General features: G+C 74.7%; 14 protein-coding genes. 10 read left to right on the top strand and 4 right to left on the bottom strand.

Annotation, left to right across the window (positions count from 1 at the left end):
- Positions 1–7 precede the first annotated feature (7 nt).
- From H6X67_RS00775 to H6X67_RS00765, 3 genes are read left to right on the top strand one after another with little or no spacing between them, the layout of a single operon-like run.
- Positions 8–1,030, top strand: coding sequence for a diaminopimelate epimerase (locus tag H6X67_RS00775; protein ID WP_249369698.1), 1,023 nt, complete (start codon positions 8–10; stop codon positions 1,028–1,030).
- Between the two features lie 36 nt (positions 1,031–1,066).
- Complete coding sequence (gene brnQ, locus H6X67_RS00770; RefSeq protein ID WP_283251274.1) at positions 1,067–2,494, top strand: branched-chain amino acid transport system II carrier protein; 1,428 nt, start codon at positions 1,067–1,069, stop codon at positions 2,492–2,494.
- A gap of 30 nt (positions 2,495–2,524) precedes the next feature.
- Complete coding sequence (locus H6X67_RS00765; RefSeq protein ID WP_249369696.1) at positions 2,525–4,009, top strand: MFS transporter; 1,485 nt, start codon at positions 2,525–2,527, stop codon at positions 4,007–4,009.
- A 28-nt stretch (positions 4,010–4,037) separates the two neighbouring features.
- On the opposite strand, the gene H6X67_RS00760 is transcribed toward H6X67_RS00765, so the two are convergent.
- The gene (locus H6X67_RS00760; protein ID WP_249369694.1) at positions 4,038–4,646 is read right to left on the bottom strand and encodes a class I SAM-dependent methyltransferase; all 609 of its coding nucleotides are present in this window, start codon (positions 4,644–4,646) and stop codon (positions 4,038–4,040) included.
- Between the two features lie 77 nt (positions 4,647–4,723).
- Between H6X67_RS00760 and hflX the strand changes: the two genes are divergently transcribed.
- The 3 genes from hflX to H6X67_RS00745 all read left to right on the top strand — a co-directional run bounded on the left by hflX (position 4,724) and on the right by H6X67_RS00745 (position 9,476).
- Entirely contained in the window at positions 4,724–6,355 is a 1,632-nt protein-coding gene (gene hflX / locus H6X67_RS00755; RefSeq protein WP_249375371.1) for a GTPase HflX, read from the top strand.
- Between the two features lie 7 nt (positions 6,356–6,362).
- Complete coding sequence (locus H6X67_RS00750) at positions 6,363–8,384, top strand: ATP-dependent DNA helicase (RefSeq protein ID WP_349305294.1); 2,022 nt, start codon at positions 6,363–6,365, stop codon at positions 8,382–8,384.
- 87 nt (positions 8,385–8,471) lie between these two features.
- Complete coding sequence (locus H6X67_RS00745; protein ID WP_249368780.1) at positions 8,472–9,476, top strand: L-lactate dehydrogenase; 1,005 nt, start codon at positions 8,472–8,474, stop codon at positions 9,474–9,476.
- Positions 9,477–9,655: 179 nt separating this feature from the next.
- Here the strand turns inward: H6X67_RS00745 and lexA are convergent, their stop codons facing one another.
- Positions 9,656–10,465, bottom strand: a complete 810-nt coding sequence (gene lexA, locus H6X67_RS00740; RefSeq protein ID WP_249368779.1) for a transcriptional repressor LexA — start codon at positions 10,463–10,465, stop codon at positions 9,656–9,658.
- A 228-nt stretch (positions 10,466–10,693) separates the two neighbouring features.
- Here lexA and H6X67_RS00735 point away from each other — a divergent pair, with 228 nt between their 5' ends.
- Both H6X67_RS00735 and nrdR read left to right on the top strand, forming a co-directional pair.
- Positions 10,694–11,509, top strand: coding sequence for a LysM peptidoglycan-binding domain-containing protein (locus H6X67_RS00735; protein ID WP_249368778.1), 816 nt, complete (start codon positions 10,694–10,696; stop codon positions 11,507–11,509).
- A gap of 148 nt (positions 11,510–11,657) precedes the next feature.
- The gene (gene nrdR, locus H6X67_RS00730) at positions 11,658–12,143 is read left to right on the top strand and encodes a transcriptional regulator NrdR (RefSeq protein ID WP_249368777.1); all 486 of its coding nucleotides are present in this window, start codon (positions 11,658–11,660) and stop codon (positions 12,141–12,143) included.
- A 154-nt stretch (positions 12,144–12,297) separates the two neighbouring features.
- Here nrdR and H6X67_RS00725 read toward each other — a convergent pair whose 3' ends face one another.
- Both H6X67_RS00725 and H6X67_RS00720 read right to left on the bottom strand, forming a co-directional pair.
- A complete protein-coding gene (locus H6X67_RS00725; RefSeq protein ID WP_249368776.1) occupies positions 12,298–13,437 on the bottom strand; it encodes a glycosyltransferase family 4 protein in 1,140 nt (379 codons plus the stop codon).
- Positions 13,438–13,491: 54 nt separating this feature from the next.
- Positions 13,492–14,232 carry an IclR family transcriptional regulator gene (locus H6X67_RS00720; protein WP_249368775.1) on the bottom strand — a complete coding sequence of 247 codons (741 nt, stop codon included), beginning with the start codon at positions 14,230–14,232 and terminating at the stop codon, positions 13,492–13,494.
- A gap of 88 nt (positions 14,233–14,320) precedes the next feature.
- On the opposite strand from H6X67_RS00720, the gene leuC reads away from it, so the two are divergent.
- Entirely contained in the window at positions 14,321–15,742 is a 1,422-nt protein-coding gene (gene leuC / locus H6X67_RS00715) for a 3-isopropylmalate dehydratase large subunit (protein WP_249368774.1), read from the top strand.
- Positions 15,743–15,763: 21 nt separating this feature from the next.
- Positions 15,764–16,450, top strand: a complete 687-nt coding sequence (gene leuD, locus H6X67_RS00710) for a 3-isopropylmalate dehydratase small subunit (RefSeq protein WP_249368773.1) — start codon at positions 15,764–15,766, stop codon at positions 16,448–16,450.
- Positions 16,451–16,462 lie beyond the last annotated feature (12 nt).

The following is a 16,462-nucleotide window of genomic DNA, read 5'->3' as shown; positions in this document are numbered from 1 at the left end:
GAGCCCCATGACTGAGACCCTGCCTGCCACCGGGCTCGACGGACGCGCGCTGCTCAAGGGACACGCCCTCGAGAGCGACGTCCTGCTCCTCGTCGACCCGGAGCTCGAGGTCAGCCTCACGGCCGCCGACGTCGCCGCCGCCTGCGACCGCCGCACGGGTCTGGGCGCCGATGTCCTCGTGCGCGCCGCGCGCACCAGCGCCCTGGACGGCACGGGCCCGCTGCTGGAGGCCGCCCCGGACGCCGAGTGGTTCCTCGACGCCTACGACCGCACCGGCACCCCGCTCGGCGCCGACGGCCTGGCCGCCGCCGTCATGGCCGAGGCGCTGCTCGCCGGGGGGCTCGTCGCCGACGAGGCCCCCCTGGCCATCGGCACCCGTGCGGGCGCCCGCACCCTGACCCACACCGACGGCCTGTGGAGCGTCGACATGGGCCCCGCCGCCCTCGTCCGGCCCGCCGGCGCCCTCGCCGACGTCGACACCGAGGGCTGGGACACGGTGGTGGCCGTGCCCGGCCTCGAGGGGGAGCGCGCGGCCCTGAGCGTGCGCCTGTCGAGCGCGCGGCCCGAGCCCCACACCGTCGTCGCCCTCGCCGACGAGCGCGAGCTCGATGCCGCCCTGCTGGCCGGCGCCCCCGCCTGCGACCCGGCCCCGCAGGCCCCCACCGCCCTCGACCTCGTCGTCCTCACCGACGACGGGACGGCCGCCGGCCCCGACAGCGCCTCCGGCAGCACCGACGACGATGGCGGTGCTGGTAGTGCTGACAGCGCTGACAGTGCGGGCCCGGCCCGGGCCCGCGCCCGCGTCCTGGTTCCCAGGGAGGGGGAGCGACCCTCGAGCGCCTCCGGCTGCTGCGCCGTCGCCGTCGCCCTGCACGAGTGGCTCGGCCCGCACGCCCCCGAGCACTACCTCATCGAGGTGCCGGGCGGACAGGCGGGCGTGCACGTCGGCCCCGACCCGTGGGCCCCGGACGCCACCGTCCTGCTCGTCGTCCAGGCGGCCCTCACCGGCCGCGCGACCCTGGGAGCCTGACCCGTGAGCACCCCGGCCCCCACCGTGACCACCACTATGACCACCGCCTCCGGGGGCACAGCCCCGGGACCCGGGGCCCCGGCCCTGCGCGGCGCCGTGACGACGGGGCTCATGCTCTTCGCCCTCTTCTTCGGCGCCGGCAACCTCATCTTCCCTCCCGCGCTCGGCGCCTCCTCCGGCGGGCACCTGCCCCTCGTGCTCACCGGCTTCATCGTCACCGGCGTGCTCCTGCCGCTGCTCGCCGTCATCGCCGTGTGCACCTCCGGCGAGGGCGTGCTCGGCCTGGCGCACCGCGTCGGCCCCCGCTTCGGCGCGCTCATGCCGCTGGCCGTCTACCTGTCGATCGGCCCCCTCTACGGCGTGCCCCGCGTCGCCACCGTCGCCTACGAGCTCGCGACCCGACCGGTCCTCGTCCTCGCCGGGATCGAGCCCGGGCGCTGGGCGCTGGCGCTGCACTGCCTCGTCTTCTTCGTCCTCACCGTCTGGGTGGCCCTGAGCCCCGCCCGCCTCGCCGACCGGATCGGCAAGGTCCTCACCCCGGCCCTGCTCGGCCTGCTGACGGTGCTCTTCGCCGTCACCTTCCTGCCCGCTCGCGCGAGCGGGGCGGCGGTGGAACGCGGGGCCGTGGGCGAGTACGCCGCCGCGCCCCTGACCACCGGCCTCACCCAGGGCTACCTCACGATGGACGTGCTCGCCGCCACCGTCTTCGGCATCGTCGTCATCTCCTCCCTGCGCCAGCAGGGGCGCACCACCGTGGGACAGGTCGCCCGCTCGGCCACGCTGTCCGGCGTCGTCGCCGCCGCCCTGCTCGCCACCGTGTACGTCGGGCTGGCCCTCGTGGGCGCGCGCACACCGGGAGAGGACGTCTCCGACGGCACCGCCCTGCTGCGCACGGCCTCCGCTGCCGGGCTCGGCAGCGTCGGCGTCGTCGTCTTCGCCGGCATCGTCCTGCTCGCCTGCCTCACCACCTCGGTGGGCCTGCTGTCCTCCTGGGCCGGCTACGCCTCCACCGCCTGGCGGGGCAGCGGCTACCGCCCCCACCTGCTGGCCGCGGCCACCGTCTCCCTCATGCTCGCCAACCTCGGCCTGAGCACGATCCTCGCGGTCATCTCGCCCCTCACCCTCCTGCTCTACCCGGTCACCATCACCCTCGTCGTCGTCACCCTCGTGGACGCCCTCGCCCCCGGGCACCTGCGCTCGGCCTACACCTGGCCCGCGGCCTGCGCCCTCGCCCTCGGCCTCGTCTCGGCCCTGCACGAGGTCGGCTGGACGGCGCCGAGCGAGCTGCTGGGCCGCAGCGGGCTGTGGAACGACTCGACCGGCTGGATCCTGCCGACCCTCGCCGTCGGCCTGGCGGCCCTCGCCTGGGACGTCCACCGCGGCCGCTGGTCCACCCCCGCCAGCGACGACTCCGGCACCACCGCCCGGGTCGAGCGGATCATCTCGGGGCAGACCCAGCGCTGAGCCGCCCGGCCGGCCAGGAGGAGGGACCGCATGACGAGGACGCCGCACCCGCGCTCGGACTCGAGCGAGGAGATGAGCCCCGAGCAGAGGGCCGTGCTCGCCGTCCTGCTCATCCCCACCTTCGCCTCCCTGCTGGCCGTCTCCAGCGTCAACGTCCTGCTCACCGTCATCCAGGACTCGCTGGGGGCCTCCGCCTCCGCCCTGCAGTGGGTCATCGCCGGCTACTCCCTCGTCTTCGGCGTCCTGCTCGTCGCCGCGGGGCGCGCCGGGGACGTGCTCGGGCGCGCCCGGCTCTTCGTCATCGGCCTGGCGCTGTTCGGCCTGGGCTCGCTCGGCTGCGCCCTGGCCGGCTCCATCGGCCTGCTCAACCTCTCGCGCGTCGTCATGGGGGTGGGCGCCGGCCTGTTCAACCCGCAGGTCACCGGCATGATCCAGCGGGTCTTCCCCGGACCGATGCGTGGACGCGCCTTCGGCTGGTTCGGGGCCGTCGTCGGGGTGAGCGTGGCGCTGGGCCCGGTCATGAGCGGGGTGCTGCTCCAGGTGCTGGGCGACGACGCCGGCTGGCGGGCGAGCTTCGCCGTCAACACCCCCATCGCGGCGGCGGGCGTCCTCGCCGCCTGGAGGGTCCTGCCCGCCGGCACCTGGCAGGGCGCGCCCGCTGAGAGCGCACCGGGCGCGCAGGCGGCCGGCGGGCCCCGGCGCGCCGACGTCGACCCCGTCGGCATGATCCTGCTGGCCGCCTCCATGCTGCTTCTCATGCTGCCCTTCGTGAGCCTGGGGACCGGGCCGGCCGGCCTGGCCAGCGCTCTCGGCGCCGTGGCGTGCCTGGGGGCCTGGACCGCCTGGGAGCGCTGGTACCTCGCTCGCGGACGCGAGCCCATGGTGGACCTGCGCCTGTTCCGGCAGCGCTCCTTCTCGGGCGGCTGCCTCGTCATCGCCGTCTACTTCTTCGGCTGCACCTCCATCTGGATCGTCGTCGCCCAGTACGTCCAGCAGGGCCTGGGGCGCTCGGCGCTCACCACCGGGGTCGTGGGCCTGCCCTCCTCCCTCATCGGGGCGGTGCTCGCACCGGTCGTGGGGCGCTACGTCCTGCGCGCCGGCAGGGCCATGGTGCTCGCCGGCATCGGCGTGGTCATCGCGGGCCTGGCCCTGACCGCGGGCGCCGTGGCCGCCCAGCTCGACGACTCGCACGGCGTGTGGGTCCTGGCCCTGGCCCTGGCCCTGGTGGGGGTCGGGCAGGCCCTCGTCGTCTCCCCGAACCAGACCCTCAGCCTCATGGACGTGCCCCTGCGCTACGCGGGCACCGCCGGCGGAGTGCTCCAGACCGGCCAGCGCCTGGGCACGGCCACGGGGGTCGCGGTCATCTCCTCCCTGGCCTTCGCCGTGGCGGCCTCATCGGGGTGGGAGCGCGCGCTCATCGTCAGCGTCCTGGTCATCATCGCCTCGCTGCTGGTCGCGGGGGCCGTCGCCGTGGCCGACATCGTGGGGGCGCGGCGCGAGGCCCGCGCCGGCTGAGCGGGGGACGGGCCCGCGCCGGGTCTGCTCAGCGGCTCACGCGCAGGACCCGGAACCCCTTGGAGGAGGCCTGCTTGTCCACCGTCCAGCCCTGCTGGGCCAGCCACCGGGCCAGCGAGTCCGCCCCCAGGTTCCGGCCGACGACGAGCCACGCCTCACCCGTGTCCCCCAGCAGGGGCAGCCAGGTGAGCAGCAGCTCGTGCAGGGCCTCCTTGCCCACGCGCACGGGGGGGTTGGACCAGATGAGGTCCAGGCGCCGGCCCGTCTGCCGCAGCTCGCGGGCCAGCGCCCCCGCCTCGGCCACCCGCACCCGGGCGTGGCCGGCAGCGGCAGCGTTGCGGGCCGTGAGGTCCAGGGCCCGCTCGTTGATGTCCACGGCCAGCACGCTCGCCCCGGGCGAGGCGTCCGCCAGCGCGAGCGCCACCGGCCCCCAACCGCAGCCCAGGTCCAGGAAGGTGCCCTCAGCGGGCGGCTGCGGCACGTGGTCGAGCAGCACCTGCGTGCCCTTGTCGAGCCGGTCCGAGGAGAACACGCCGGAGGCCGTCGTCACCTCGTGCTCGCGGCCACGGATCGTGAGGACGTGGGTGCGCTCGGCGGCCCCGGTGGCGGGGGAGGCGGTGAAGTAGTGCTCGCTCACGCCCTGAGCGTACCGGCGCGGGAGCGTGACCCCGCTCGCTGACGCGGCCACGGCCGGGCAGTAGCATCGGCACTCGCATGAAGACCACGCAGAGCCCCGACAGCCCCGCCACCCCCGACCCGGACACCGGGCCCGTGCACGTCACCGACGACGAGCCCACCGCCGCGCCGACGGCCGAGGACATCGTCTCGCGGATCCTGTCGCGCCACGGCACCGCCCTGGCCTCTACCGCCGCCGAGCACGAGCGCCGCGACGCCGACGACGACGGCGCCCTCGAGCGCGAGGCCCGCGCCGGCACCCGCCGCGTCGCCTCCCTGTCCACCGAGCTCGAGGACGTCAGCGAGGTCGAGTACCGCCAGGTCCGCCTCGAGAAGGTCGTCCTCGTCGGCCTCGAGCTGCCCACCGCCCGCCCCGGAGCCACCCCGGGCGCCGCCCGCCATGGCGCCGGCCTCGAGGCCGCCGACGCCCAGGACGCCGAGACCAGCCTCGCCGAGCTCGCCGCCCTGGCCGAGACCGCCGGCTCCGAGGTCATGGACGCCCTCATCCAGAAGCGCGACCACCCCGACCCCGCCACCTACCTCGGCAGCGGCAAGGCCCAGGAGCTGGCCGAGATGGTCGCCGCCGCCGGCGCGGACACCGTCATCGTCGACGGCGAGCTCGCCCCCTCCCAGCGCCGCGCCCTCGAGGACGTCGTCAAGGTCAAGGTCGTCGACCGCACCGCCGTCATCCTCGACATCTTCGCCCAGCACGCCAAGTCCCGCGAGGGCAAGGCGCAGGTCGAGCTCGCCCAGCTCGAGTACCTCCTGCCGCGCCTGCGCGGCTGGGGCGAGTCCATGTCCCGGCAGGCCGGTGGCCGCGTCGCCGCGGGCGCCGGCATCGGCTCGCGCGGCCCCGGCGAGACCAAGATCGAGCTCGACCGCCGCCGCATCCGCGACCGCATGGCCAGGCTCCGCCGCGAGATCAAGGCCATGGCACCCTCCCGTGAGGTCAAGCGCGGCTCGCGCCGCCGTGGCCCCATCTCCTCCGTGGCCATCGCCGGCTACACGAACGCCGGCAAGTCCTCCCTCATGAACCGCCTCACCGACGCCGGCCTCATGGTCCAGGACGCCCTCTTCGCCACCCTCGACCCCACCGTGCGCCGCGCGGAGGCCGCCGACGGGCGGGTCTACACGCTCACCGACACCGTCGGCTTCGTGCGCAACCTGCCCCACGAGCTCATCGAGGCCTTCCGCTCCACCCTCGAGGAGGTCGCCGGCGCGGACGTGCTCGTCCACGTCGTTGACGCCGCCCACCCGGACCCGCTGAGCCAGATCGCGGCGGTGCGCGAGGTCCTCAAGGACATCCCCGGCGCCCTGGACGTGCCCGAGCTCATCGTCCTCAACAAGGCGGACCTCGCCGACGCCGTCACCCTGGCGGCCCTGCGCACCCGCCTGCCCCAGGCGGTCGTCGTCTCCGCCCGCACGGGTGAGGGCGTCGACGAGATGCGCAGGCGCATCGAGGACATGCTCCCGCGCCCGGACGTCGCCGTCGACGTCGTCGTGCCCTACTCGCGCGGCGACCTCGTCTCGCGCGTGCACGCCGACGGCCAGATCGACACGATCGAGTACGTCGAGGACGGCACCCGCCTGCGCGCCCTCGTGGACGCGCCCCTGGCCGCCGAGCTGCGGGCCGCCGACGTCAGGCCCCCCTGCGCCGGGTCCGGCTCCTGAGACCGGTGTGAGCAGCAGGACCGAGCCCGGGGCGGGCCTGGCCGAGCAGGCTCTCGACCTCGCCGTCGCCCGCCTCGGGGGCAGTGCCCGCCAGGGCCAGCGCGCGATGGTCCGACGGGTGGCCGCAGCCGTGGCCGGCTCACAGCACCTGCTCGTCCAGGCGGGTACCGGCACGGGCAAGTCGCTGGGCTACCTCGTGCCCGCCATGGTGCACGCCGTCACCGCCGGCGAGCGGGTCGTCGTGTCCACCGCCACCCTCGCCCTCCAGCGCCAGGTCCTTACCAAGGACGCGCCCCTGGCCGCCGACGCCGTCGAGCAGGCCACCGGGCTGCGCCCCGAGGTGCGCCTGCTCAAGGGCTGGCAGAACTACATGTGCCGCCACCGGGCGGGCGGCGGCTACCCCGACGACGACGCCGACACGCTCTTCAGCGCGGCCCAGGCCACCAACCGCCGCGTCGGCTCCGCCTCCACCACCGGGGTGGGCGAGCAGGTCGTGCGCCTGCGCGAGTGGGCCGGCCGGACCACCACCGGTGACCGTGACGACCTCGTGCCCGGCGTGTCCGACCGCGCCTGGGCGCAGGTGTCGGTCTCCCGGGCCGAGTGCCTGGGCTCCTCCTGCCCCCTGGTCGACGAGTGCTTCCCCCAGCTGGCCCGCGCCGCCGCCGCCCAGGCCGACGTCGTCGTCACCAACCACGCGATGCTCGGCGTCGCCGCCTCCGGCAACCCGAACGTCCTGCCCGAGCACAGCGTCCTCGTCGTCGACGAGGCCCACGAGCTCGCCGACCGCGTGCGCGCCCAGGGCACCGTCACCCTGTCCGCGGCCGCGGTCGCCCGCGTGGCCGCGACCGCGCGAGCCCAGGCCGGGGTCCTCGTCGCCGACCTCGAGGAGGCGGGACAGCACCTCCAGCTGGCCCTGGCCGACCTGCCCGACGGCCGCCTGGCCGAGGGCGTCCCGCCCGGCCTGCGCGCTGCCCTCGTCCTGCTCGACGACGCCGGCCGGCAGGTGCTCGCCGGCATCCGTGAGGCCGCCAAGGCCAAGGGGGCCGCGGAGGCCACAGGGGCCGGGGGCCTGGCCCTGGCCCGCACCGCCGTGGCGGACATGGTCGAGGCGGTCGAGCGCATGACCTCCGACTCCGTGGACGCGCGCCGCGACGTCGCCTGGGTCGAGCGGCCCCGGATGGGCGCCGAGCCGCCGCGCCTGACCCTGGCTCCGGTGGACGTGGCCGGATCCGTCGCCGACACGCTCCTGGCCGGCAGGGCCGCCGTGCTCACCTCCGCCACCCTGTCCCTGGGCGGCAGCTTCGACCCCATGGCCCGCACCCTCGGCCTCACCCTCGCGGAGGAGCCCTGGGAGGGCCTCGACGTCGGCACGCCCTTCGACTACGCCCGCCAGGGCATCCTCTACACGCCCACCCACCTGCCCCGGCCGGGCAGCGGTATCAGCGAGGCCGCCCTCGACGAGGTCCTGGCCCTGACCGAGGCCAGCCGCGGCGGCATGCTCGGCCTGTTCTCCTCGCGCCGCGCCGCCGACGAGGCGGCCGAGGTGCTGCGCCGGGGCACGGACCTGACCGTCTACGCCCAGGGTGACGACCAGCTGCCCACCCTCGTGGAGGCCTTCGCCGCGGACGAGGACGCCTGCCTGGTGGGCACTCTGTCTTTGTGGCAGGGCGTGGACGTGCCCGGGCGCACCTGCCGGCTCGTCATCATCGACCGCATCCCCTTCCCGAGGCCCGACGACCCCGTCGCCCAGGCCCGCTCCGAGGTGGTCGAGGCCGCCGGGGGCAACGGCTTCATGAGCGTGTCCGCCGCCCACGCCGCCCTCCTGCTCGCCCAGGGGGCCGGGCGCCTCGTGCGCCGCAGCGAGGACCGCGGCGTCGTGGCCGTCCTCGACCCAAGGCTGCGCACCGCCAGGTACGGCGCCTTCCTGGCCCGGTCGATGCCGCCCCTGTGGCCGACGCGCGAGCGCGAGGTCGTGCTCGGGGCGCTGGCGCGCCTGGCCGGGCAGGGACGGGAGAGGGGATTGTCATGACGGGGCCTGTCACGGCGGGGCAAGGGGCGTAGCCTGGACGTGGAGGCGAACGCCTGCCGTTCCGCACGACCCCGGAGGAAGAACGCCGTGTCTGAGGCCACCATCACCAACTCTGCCCAGGGCTCCTACCCGATCAGCGGGGGCGGACGCCCCTCGAAGGTCGCCATCATCGGCGCCGGCGCCGTCGGCTCCACCCTCGCCTACGCCTGCGTCACCAAGGGCGTCGCCCGTGAGATCGTCCTGCAGGACATCGCCAAGGACAAGGTCGAGGCCGAGGCGCTCGACATTGCCCAGGGCATCCAGTTCACCTCCGCCGGCTCCGTCTCCGGCTCCGACGACCCCGAGATCTGCCGCGACGCGGACATCATCGCCGTCACCGCCGGGGCCAAGCAGAAGCCCGGCCAGTCCCGCCTCGAGCTGGCCGGCGCGACCGTGGGCATCATGGAGAAGATCCTGCCCACGCTCGTCGAGGTCGCCCCCCGCGCGATCTTCGTGCTCGTGGCCAACCCCGTGGACGTCGTCACCTACTGCGCGAAGAAGATCACCGGCCTGCCCGACAACCAGGTCTTCGGCTCCGGCACCGTCCTGGACACCGCCCGCATGCGCTACCTCGTCTCTCTTGAGACCGGGACCGCCACGCAGAACATCCACGGCTACATCGCCGGCGAGCACGGGGACTCCGAGGTCCCGCTGTGGTCCTCCACCCAGATCGGCGGCGTGCCCATCACCCAGTGGGGCAAGACGCTCGACGGCGGCTACTTCGACCAGGACAAGCGCGACCGCATCGCACACGACGTCGTGCGGTCCGCCTACCGCATCATCGACGGCAAGGGGGCGACGAACTACGCCGTCGGCCTGGCCGTCTCGCGCATCATCGGCGCGGTCCTCAACGACGAGCAGCGGGTGCTGACGGTCTCGCCGCTGCTGGACAACTGGCACGGGATCTCCGACGTATGCATGGCGGTGCCCACCATCGTCGGGCGCGAGGGGGCCGGCAGGCGCCTGGAGCTGCCGCTGACGCTGGACGAGCGCGACGCGCTCACTGCCTCCGCGACCCGCCTGCGCGAGGTCGCCCGCGGCCTGGGCTACTGACCGGGGTCCTCACTCCGACGGCGTGCGGCCCGTTCTCCCGCTGGGGGGGACGGGCCGCACGCCGTCTCCACGCCGGGCGGCCGGGCTGCGGACGGGTCGTGGTCAGACGGGGCGCGTGCCCGGGCGGCGCAGGAGGGTGCGTCAGCGGCGCCCCGCAGGTGCTGTGCTGCCCTGCAGTCCTACAGCGCGCGCAGGACTGTGACGACCTTGCCCATGATCGTGGCGTGGTCGCCGGGGATCGGGGCGTAGTCGGGGTTGCGGGGCAGGAGCCACTGGTGGCCGTCCCGGCGGGAGAGGACCTTGACGGTGGCGGAGGCGCCGTCGACGTCCTCGACCATCGCGGCGACGATCTCGCCGTTGGCGGCGTCCGCCTGGGCCCGCACAACCACCCAGTCGCGGTCGCAGATCGCGGCGTCGATCATCGAGTCGCCGTGCACCTGGAGCATGAAGAGCTCGCCGTCGCCGGTCAGGCGCCGGGGCAGGGCCATGACGTCCTCGACCTCCTGCTCCGCGAGGATCGGGGAGCCCGCCGCGATACGGCCGACCAGGGGCACTGCGACCGCCTCGCCCTCTCCGACCCCGGGCAGCACCGGCAGCGCCGTGTCCTCGGACGGCGCCCGGCGGTGGGAGGCCAGGTCGGTGACGTCAGGCCCGGAGGGGGCTCCTGCGAGGGGCTCGTCAGGGACGGTGCCGGTGGGCTCGGGGGCGCTGGTGGGCGGCTCCTCGGGGACGATGACCTCCAGGGCGCGCGGCAGCCGGGGGTCGCGGCGCACGAGGCCGAGCCTCTCGAGCTTGTCGAGCTGGTGCTTGACGGAGGAGGGGCTGGTCAGGCCCACCTGGGCGCCGATCTCGCGCAGCGAGGGCGGGTAGCCGTGGGTGGTGACCGCCGCGCGCACGGCCTCGTACACGGCGCGGGCGCGCGGGTCCAGGCAGTGGAGCGCCTCGCGCACGGGGTCGACCTGCGCGTCGCGCCGGCTGCTGGTGCTCATACCTGTCCTCCTGTGGTGGCGTCGTGGGCCGTTCCGCACGGCGCCCTGCACGTCCGGCGGTTCGAGCCGGAATTCGTGTCAGTGGCGTGCGGTGACCTTGACGTGTCAAGCCTACGGGGCCGGCGCCACTCGTTCAAACATGTGTTCGACAAGGCGCTGGACGTGTTGCCCGCAGGTCGCTATTGTGTCGAACAGGTGTTCGTCGAACACGTGTTCCAGGAGGATCTCATGAGCGCTCTCGCCGTCCCGCCCTCGCCCCGTCTGCGTGCCGTCTCGGCGGCCTCCGCGCAGGAGGCCGTGGCTGTGCGCCTCACGGCCCTGCCCGGTGGCGGGCCCTCCGCCCCGCAGACCTCTGTGCCGGCGGCGCGCACGGGCCGGGCCGTGCGGGACCTGAGGTGGGGCCACCTGCGTCTGGTCCCGCAGGACACCTCTGGCACCAGCGCCTCCTCCGTCGCGGGCGCCGACGGCGGCGTCCGGGCCCTGCCGGTCGAGCTCACCCGTCGTCCCACAGCCGTGGGGCGCCCGTCCCGTCCCCGTGTGGAGGACCTGACGCACTCCGCTCCGTCGACCCGTGATGTGCCCGGGTCGCGTCTCCCCGTGGAGGACCTGGCTCCTGCCCACCCCGCCGTGCGCGCGGCCCGTGCCCGCCGCGAGCGGGACGTCTCGCGCTCCCGGACCGCCCGTGCCCAGGGCCCCCGCGTTCAGGCCGTCCCCGCCCAGGCTGCCCTCCTTCAGCAGCAGCCGCGTCCCGTGGTCGCACAGCGCCCTGAGGTCCCGGCGGCGCTGCGCCGCCTGGCTCTCGCGGTCGCCTGTGTGCTCGCCGTCGTCCTGCTCGCCGCGGGAGCCGTCGTCGCCTCCGGTCTGGCCGCCGCTCCCGAGCGCACGGCGCTGACCACCGTCCAGCCCGGGCAGTCCATCTGGGACCTCGCCGCCGCCACCGGCGCCTCCGACGTCGCCGAGACAGCCGCCCAGATCGTCGAGCTCAACAACCTCACGAGCTCCACCCTCCAGGCCGGTCAGACCCTCCTCGTCCCCGTCGGCTGACACGCCGGGCCGCTCCGACGGGCTGCGTCCGCCCCGCGCCCCGTCGCGGCGCGACCGGAAGCGACCTGTCCCGCGAACGGCTTGCCACTGCCTCGCACGGGGCCCTACTCTCCGAACCACTGCACCTGTGATGATTCGGAGGCCCCGCGTGCACTGCCCGTTCTGCCGCAACGACGGCTCTCGCGTCGTCGACTCGCGCACCTCCGAGGACGGGTTGTCCATCCGCCGGCGCCGTGAGTGCCCCCAGTGCGGGCGGCGCTTCACCACGACTGAGACCGCCTCCCTGTCGGTGCGCAAGCGCTCGGGCGCCATCGAGCCCTTCTCGCGCGCCAAGGTCGTCGTCGGCGTGCGCCGCGCCTGCCAGGGCCGTCCCGTCTCCGACGACGACCTGGCCCTCCTCGCGCACAAGGTCGAGGAGGCGGTGCGCGCCACGGGCCAGGCCCTCGTCGACTCCCACGAGGTCGGCCTGGCGATCCTCGGCCCCCTCAGCGAGCTCGACGAGATCGCCTACCTGCGCTTCGCCTCCGTCTACTCCGGCTTCAACACCCTCGAGGACTTCGAGGCCGCCATCGCCGAGCTGCGCGAGCGCAGCACTCAGCGCGCGAAGGCGCAGGCGGGGGCCTGCGAGGGCTGAGCGCCCGCCGGCACGGGCCGGGTGGCGGCCAACGCCGCCTGACAGTGCCCGCCAAGGCGGGCCACGGGCTCGAGCCGGGCGGTTGCCGAGGCGGGCCGGCTGACCACGGGCCCAGGCCCTGACGCGCTTCGCGCCGGCGCTCTCACCTTTCTTCTCACCGGGCGTCGATGGCCGCCACCAGGCTGTCGACCAGTGCCGGCCACGTCCACCGCTCCTCCATGAGACGCCGCCCGGCGCGCCCCATGCGCTCGCGCAGCGAGGCGTCCGACAGCTGGGTGACGAGGGCGCCCACGAGGGCGTCCTCGTCCAGGCCGTCCACGACGTTGCCCGTCACCCCCTCGACCACCGTCTCCGGCGCCCCGCCCGAGGTGCCCGCGATGACCGGCAGCCCGCAGGCGGAGGCCTCGAGGAAGACGATCCCCAGCCCCTCGACGTCGAGCCCCCCGCCACGGGTGCGGCAGGGCATCGCGAAGACGTCCCCCATCGCCACGTGCCCGGGCAGCTCCTCAGCCGGCACCGCACCGGTGAGGACGATCGAGTCGCGCACCGGGCAGGCGCGCTTGAGCAGTGCCAGGCGCTTGGCGTAGGAGCCCCAGCCGACGATGACGAGGTGGGCGTCCGGCACCTGCTCCACCACCCTCGGCCACGCCTGGATGAGCGAGTCCTGGCCCTTGCGGGCCACGAGCCGCGAGACGCACACGACCGTCGGCGACTGGCCCAGGTGGTAGCGCTCGCGCAGCGCCCGGCGCGCCACCGGGTCGGGGCGGAAGCGCTCGACGTCGATGCCGCTGGGCAGGCGCAGCACCTGCTGGTCGGCCGCCATGAACGGGCGCAGACGGCCCAGGGTGTAGTCGGAGATGTAGGACACGACGTCGGCCTCGCGGAAGACCTGCTTGAGCGCCTGGCGCGAGCCGGGCAGCATCGACCAGCCGACCTCGTGGCCGTGGGTGGTCGCGATGACCCGGCTGGCGCCGGCCCGGCGGGCGGCGCCGCCGAGCAGGCCCAGGGGGGCGGCGGCGCCGAACCAGACCGTCTCGATGCGCTCGTTGTGGATGATCTCGGCCGTGCGCCTGCGCACGTCGGGCGTGGGCAGCAGCACCTGCGTGGGCGCGCGGTGCACGGCGAAGGGCAGGGTGGCGTCGTGCGCGGCGGCCGCCCGGGGGCCGGCCGGGGGAGTGGAGGCCAGGACGACGAGGTCCCCGGCGGGCAGCCGCCGCGTGTAGTCGTCCAGGTAGGACTGGATGCCGCCCACGACGGGCGGGAAGTCGTTGGTGACGAGCAGGGTGCGGCGCATGAGCCGGAGTCTAGGGACGTGGGCGCGGCCGCCGCAGAGCCTCGCCGTGAGGGCTCAGCCCTCCTCGCTGGAGCGCAGCACCTCCGACAGGCGCCGGGCGGCGGCCATGACGACAGGCCCGTGGGTGCGGCCAGGCTGGCGGCCCATGCGGTCGATCGGCCCGGAGATGGAGATCGCGGCGATGACCTTGCCGCCGGCGCCCCGCACGGGCGCGGAGACGGAGGCGACACCGGGCTCGCGCTCGCCCACGGACTGGGCCCAGCCGCGCCGGCGCACCGCCGAGAGCATGGTGGCGTTGAAGCGGGCGCCCGCCAGGCCCCGGTGGAGGCGGTCGGGCTCCTCCCAGGCCAGGAGCACCTGGGCGCCAGAGCCGCCGAGCATGGACATGGTGGCGCCCACGGGGATGGAGTCGCGCAGGCCGATGGGGCGCTCGGCGTTGGCGACGCACACGCGCACGTCGCCCTGACGGCGGTAGAGCTGGGCGGACTCGTGGGTCTTGTCACGCAGGGCGGCGAGCACGGGGCCCGCGGCAGCGAGCAGGTGGTCCTCACCGGCGGCGGCGGCGAGCTCGTTCAGGCGCGGGCCCAGGACGAAGCGGCCCTGGGAGTCGCGTGAGACGAGGCGGTGGTACTCGAGGGCGACGGCGATGCGGTGCGCTGTGGGGCGTGCGAGGTGGGTGGAGGAGACCAGCTGGGCGAGCGTGGCCGGGCCCGCCTCGAGCGCGCTCATGACGAGGGCGGCCTTGTCGATGACACCGACCCCGCTGCTGCTCTCGCTCTCATATGATGCGTCCATACTCTGATACTGCCATCCCAAGGGTTGAGATATCAAGTAGCGTCGGTCATGTTTTCCGACACCCATTCATCTCAGGAGGCAAGAAGCGATGGGAATGACCCTCGCCGAGAAGGTGTGGCGGGACCACGTCGTGTCCGCCGGCGTCGACGGCGCCCCCGACCTGCTCTACATCGACCTCCACCTCGTCCACGAGGTCACCAGCCCCCAGGCCTTCGAGGGCCTGCGCCTGGCCGGCCGCCAGGTCCGCCGCCCCGACCTCACCCTGGCCACCGAGGACCACAACACCCCCACGCTGGACATCGACCGCCCCATCGCCGACCTCACCAGCCGCACCCAGATCGAGACCCTGCGCGCCAACTGCGCCGAGTTCGGCGTGCGCCTGCACTCCCTCGGCGACGCCGACCAGGGCATCGTCCACCAGGTCGGCCCCCAGCTCGGCGTCACCCAGCCGGGCATGACCGTCGTCTGCGGGGACTCCCACACCTCCACCCACGGGGCCTTCGGCGCCCTCGCCTTCGGCATCGGCACCAGCCAGGTCGAGCACGTCCTGGCCACCCAGACCCTCCAGATGGCGCCCTTCAAGACCATGAGCGTGCGCATCGACGGCGACCTGCCCGCCGGCAGCGGCGCCAAGGACATCATCCTGGCCATTATCGCCAAGATCGGCACCAACGGCGGCCAGGGCCACGTCATCGAGTACCGCGGCCGGGCCATCGAGCAGCTGTCGATGGAGGCCCGCATGACGATCTGCAACATGAGCATCGAGGGCGGCGCCCGCGCCGGCATGATCGCCCCCGACGAGACCACCTTCGCCTACCTCAAGGGCCGCCCCCACGCCCCCGAGGGCGAGGACTGGGACGCCGCCGTCGAGTACTGGCGCTCCCTGCGCACCGACGACGACGCCGTCTTCGACACCGAGGTCGTCCTCGAGGCCAAGGACATCGAGCCCTTCGTCACCTGGGGCACCAACCCCGGCCAGGGCCTGCCCATCTCCGCCACCGTCCCCGACCCCGAGCAGATCGCCGACGCCACCGAGCGCCGGGCCGCCGAGCGCGCCCTGGAGTACATGGACCTGGCCCCCGGCACGCCCCTGCGCGACATCCACGTCGACACCGTCTTCCTCGGCTCGTGCACCAACGGCCGCATCGAGGACCTGCGCGCCGCCGCCGACGTCCTGCGCGGACGCACCAAGGCCGAGGGCGTGCGCATGCTCGTCGTGCCCGCCTCCGCCCGCGTGCGCCTGCAGGCCGAGGCCGAGGGCCTCGACCGGGTCTTCAAGGACTTCGGCGCCGAGTGGCGCAACGCCGGCTGCTCCATGTGCCTGGGCATGAACCCGGACCAGCTGCAGCCCGGGGAGCGGTCCGCCTCGACCTCGAACCGCAACTTCGAGGGACGCCAGGGCAAGGGAGGACGCACGCACCTCGTCTCGCCCGTCGTCGCCGCCGCCACCGCCGTGCGCGGCACCCTGTCCACCCCCGCGGACCTGCCGGCCCTCGAGCCCGTCGCCTGAGCCGGACGAAGGAGACCCCCCATGGACAAGTTCATCCGCCACACCGGCATCGGCGCCCCCCTGCGCCGCAGCGCCGTCGACACCGACCAGATCATCCCCGCCGTCTACCTCAAGCGCATCACCCGCACCGGCTTCGACGACGCCCTCTTCGCCGGCTGGCGCGCAGGCGAGGCCGACTTCATCCTCAACCAGGAGGCCTACACACGCGCCTCCGTGCTCGTCGCCGGCCCCGACTTCGGCACCGGCTCCTCGCGCGAGCACGCCGTGTGGGCCCTGAAGGACTACGGCTTCAAGGTGGTCCTCGCGCCGCGCTTCGCCGACATCTTCCGCGGCAACGCCGGCAAGCAGGGCCTGGTCACCGGCGTCATCAGCCAGGAGGACGCCGAGCAGCTGTGGAAGATCCTCGAGGCCGACCCCGGCAGCGAGATCACGGTGGACCTCGAGCAGCGCACCGTCGAGGCCGGCTCCTTCCGCACGACCTTCCAGATCGACGACTACGTGCGCTGGTGCCTCATGGAGGGGCTCGACGACATCTCCCTCACCCTCACGCACGAGGACGAGATCGCCGCCTTCGAGGCCTCGCGCCCCGGCTACAAGCCCCGCACCCTGCCGGCGCGCACACTGCCCAAGGAGGAGGTCGTCCCCGCCCGCAGCGAGGACATGCCCGTGGCCCTGGGCTACCCCTTCATCCGTCCCGCCCGCGACTGAGGCCCGGGGCCC

The organism is Actinomyces sp. AC-20-1 (genome assembly GCF_023369555.1).
Taxonomy (GTDB): domain Bacteria; phylum Actinomycetota; class Actinomycetes; order Actinomycetales; family Actinomycetaceae; genus Actinomyces.
This window is presented reverse-complemented; position numbering and strand designations above follow the sequence as displayed.

What these genes read in the sequence shown, in the direction of transcription:
- H6X67_RS00775 (WP_249369698.1), top strand. Translation starts at nt 8, where the DNA reads ATGACTGAGACCCTGCCTGCCACCGGGCTCGACGGACGCGCGCTGCTC.
- brnQ (WP_283251274.1), top strand. Translation starts at nt 1,067, where the DNA reads ATGACCACCGCCTCCGGGGGCACAGCCCCGGGACCCGGGGCCCCGGCC.
- H6X67_RS00725 (WP_249368776.1), bottom strand. Translation starts at nt 13,437, where the DNA reads ATGCGCCGCACCCTGCTCGTCACCAACGACTTCCCGCCCGTCGTGGGC.
- leuC (WP_249368774.1), top strand. Translation starts at nt 14,321, where the DNA reads ATGGGAATGACCCTCGCCGAGAAGGTGTGGCGGGACCACGTCGTGTCC.
- H6X67_RS00720 (WP_249368775.1), bottom strand. Translation starts at nt 14,232, where the DNA reads ATGGACGCATCATATGAGAGCGAGAGCAGCAGCGGGGTCGGTGTCATC.
- lexA (WP_249368779.1), bottom strand. Translation starts at nt 10,465, where the DNA reads ATGAGCACCAGCAGCCGGCGCGACGCGCAGGTCGACCCCGTGCGCGAG.
- H6X67_RS00735 (WP_249368778.1), top strand. Translation starts at nt 10,694, where the DNA reads ATGAGCGCTCTCGCCGTCCCGCCCTCGCCCCGTCTGCGTGCCGTCTCG.
- leuD (WP_249368773.1), top strand. Translation starts at nt 15,764, where the DNA reads ATGGACAAGTTCATCCGCCACACCGGCATCGGCGCCCCCCTGCGCCGC.
- hflX (WP_249375371.1), top strand. Translation starts at nt 4,724, where the DNA reads ATGAAGACCACGCAGAGCCCCGACAGCCCCGCCACCCCCGACCCGGAC.
- H6X67_RS00765 (WP_249369696.1), top strand. Translation starts at nt 2,525, where the DNA reads ATGACGAGGACGCCGCACCCGCGCTCGGACTCGAGCGAGGAGATGAGC.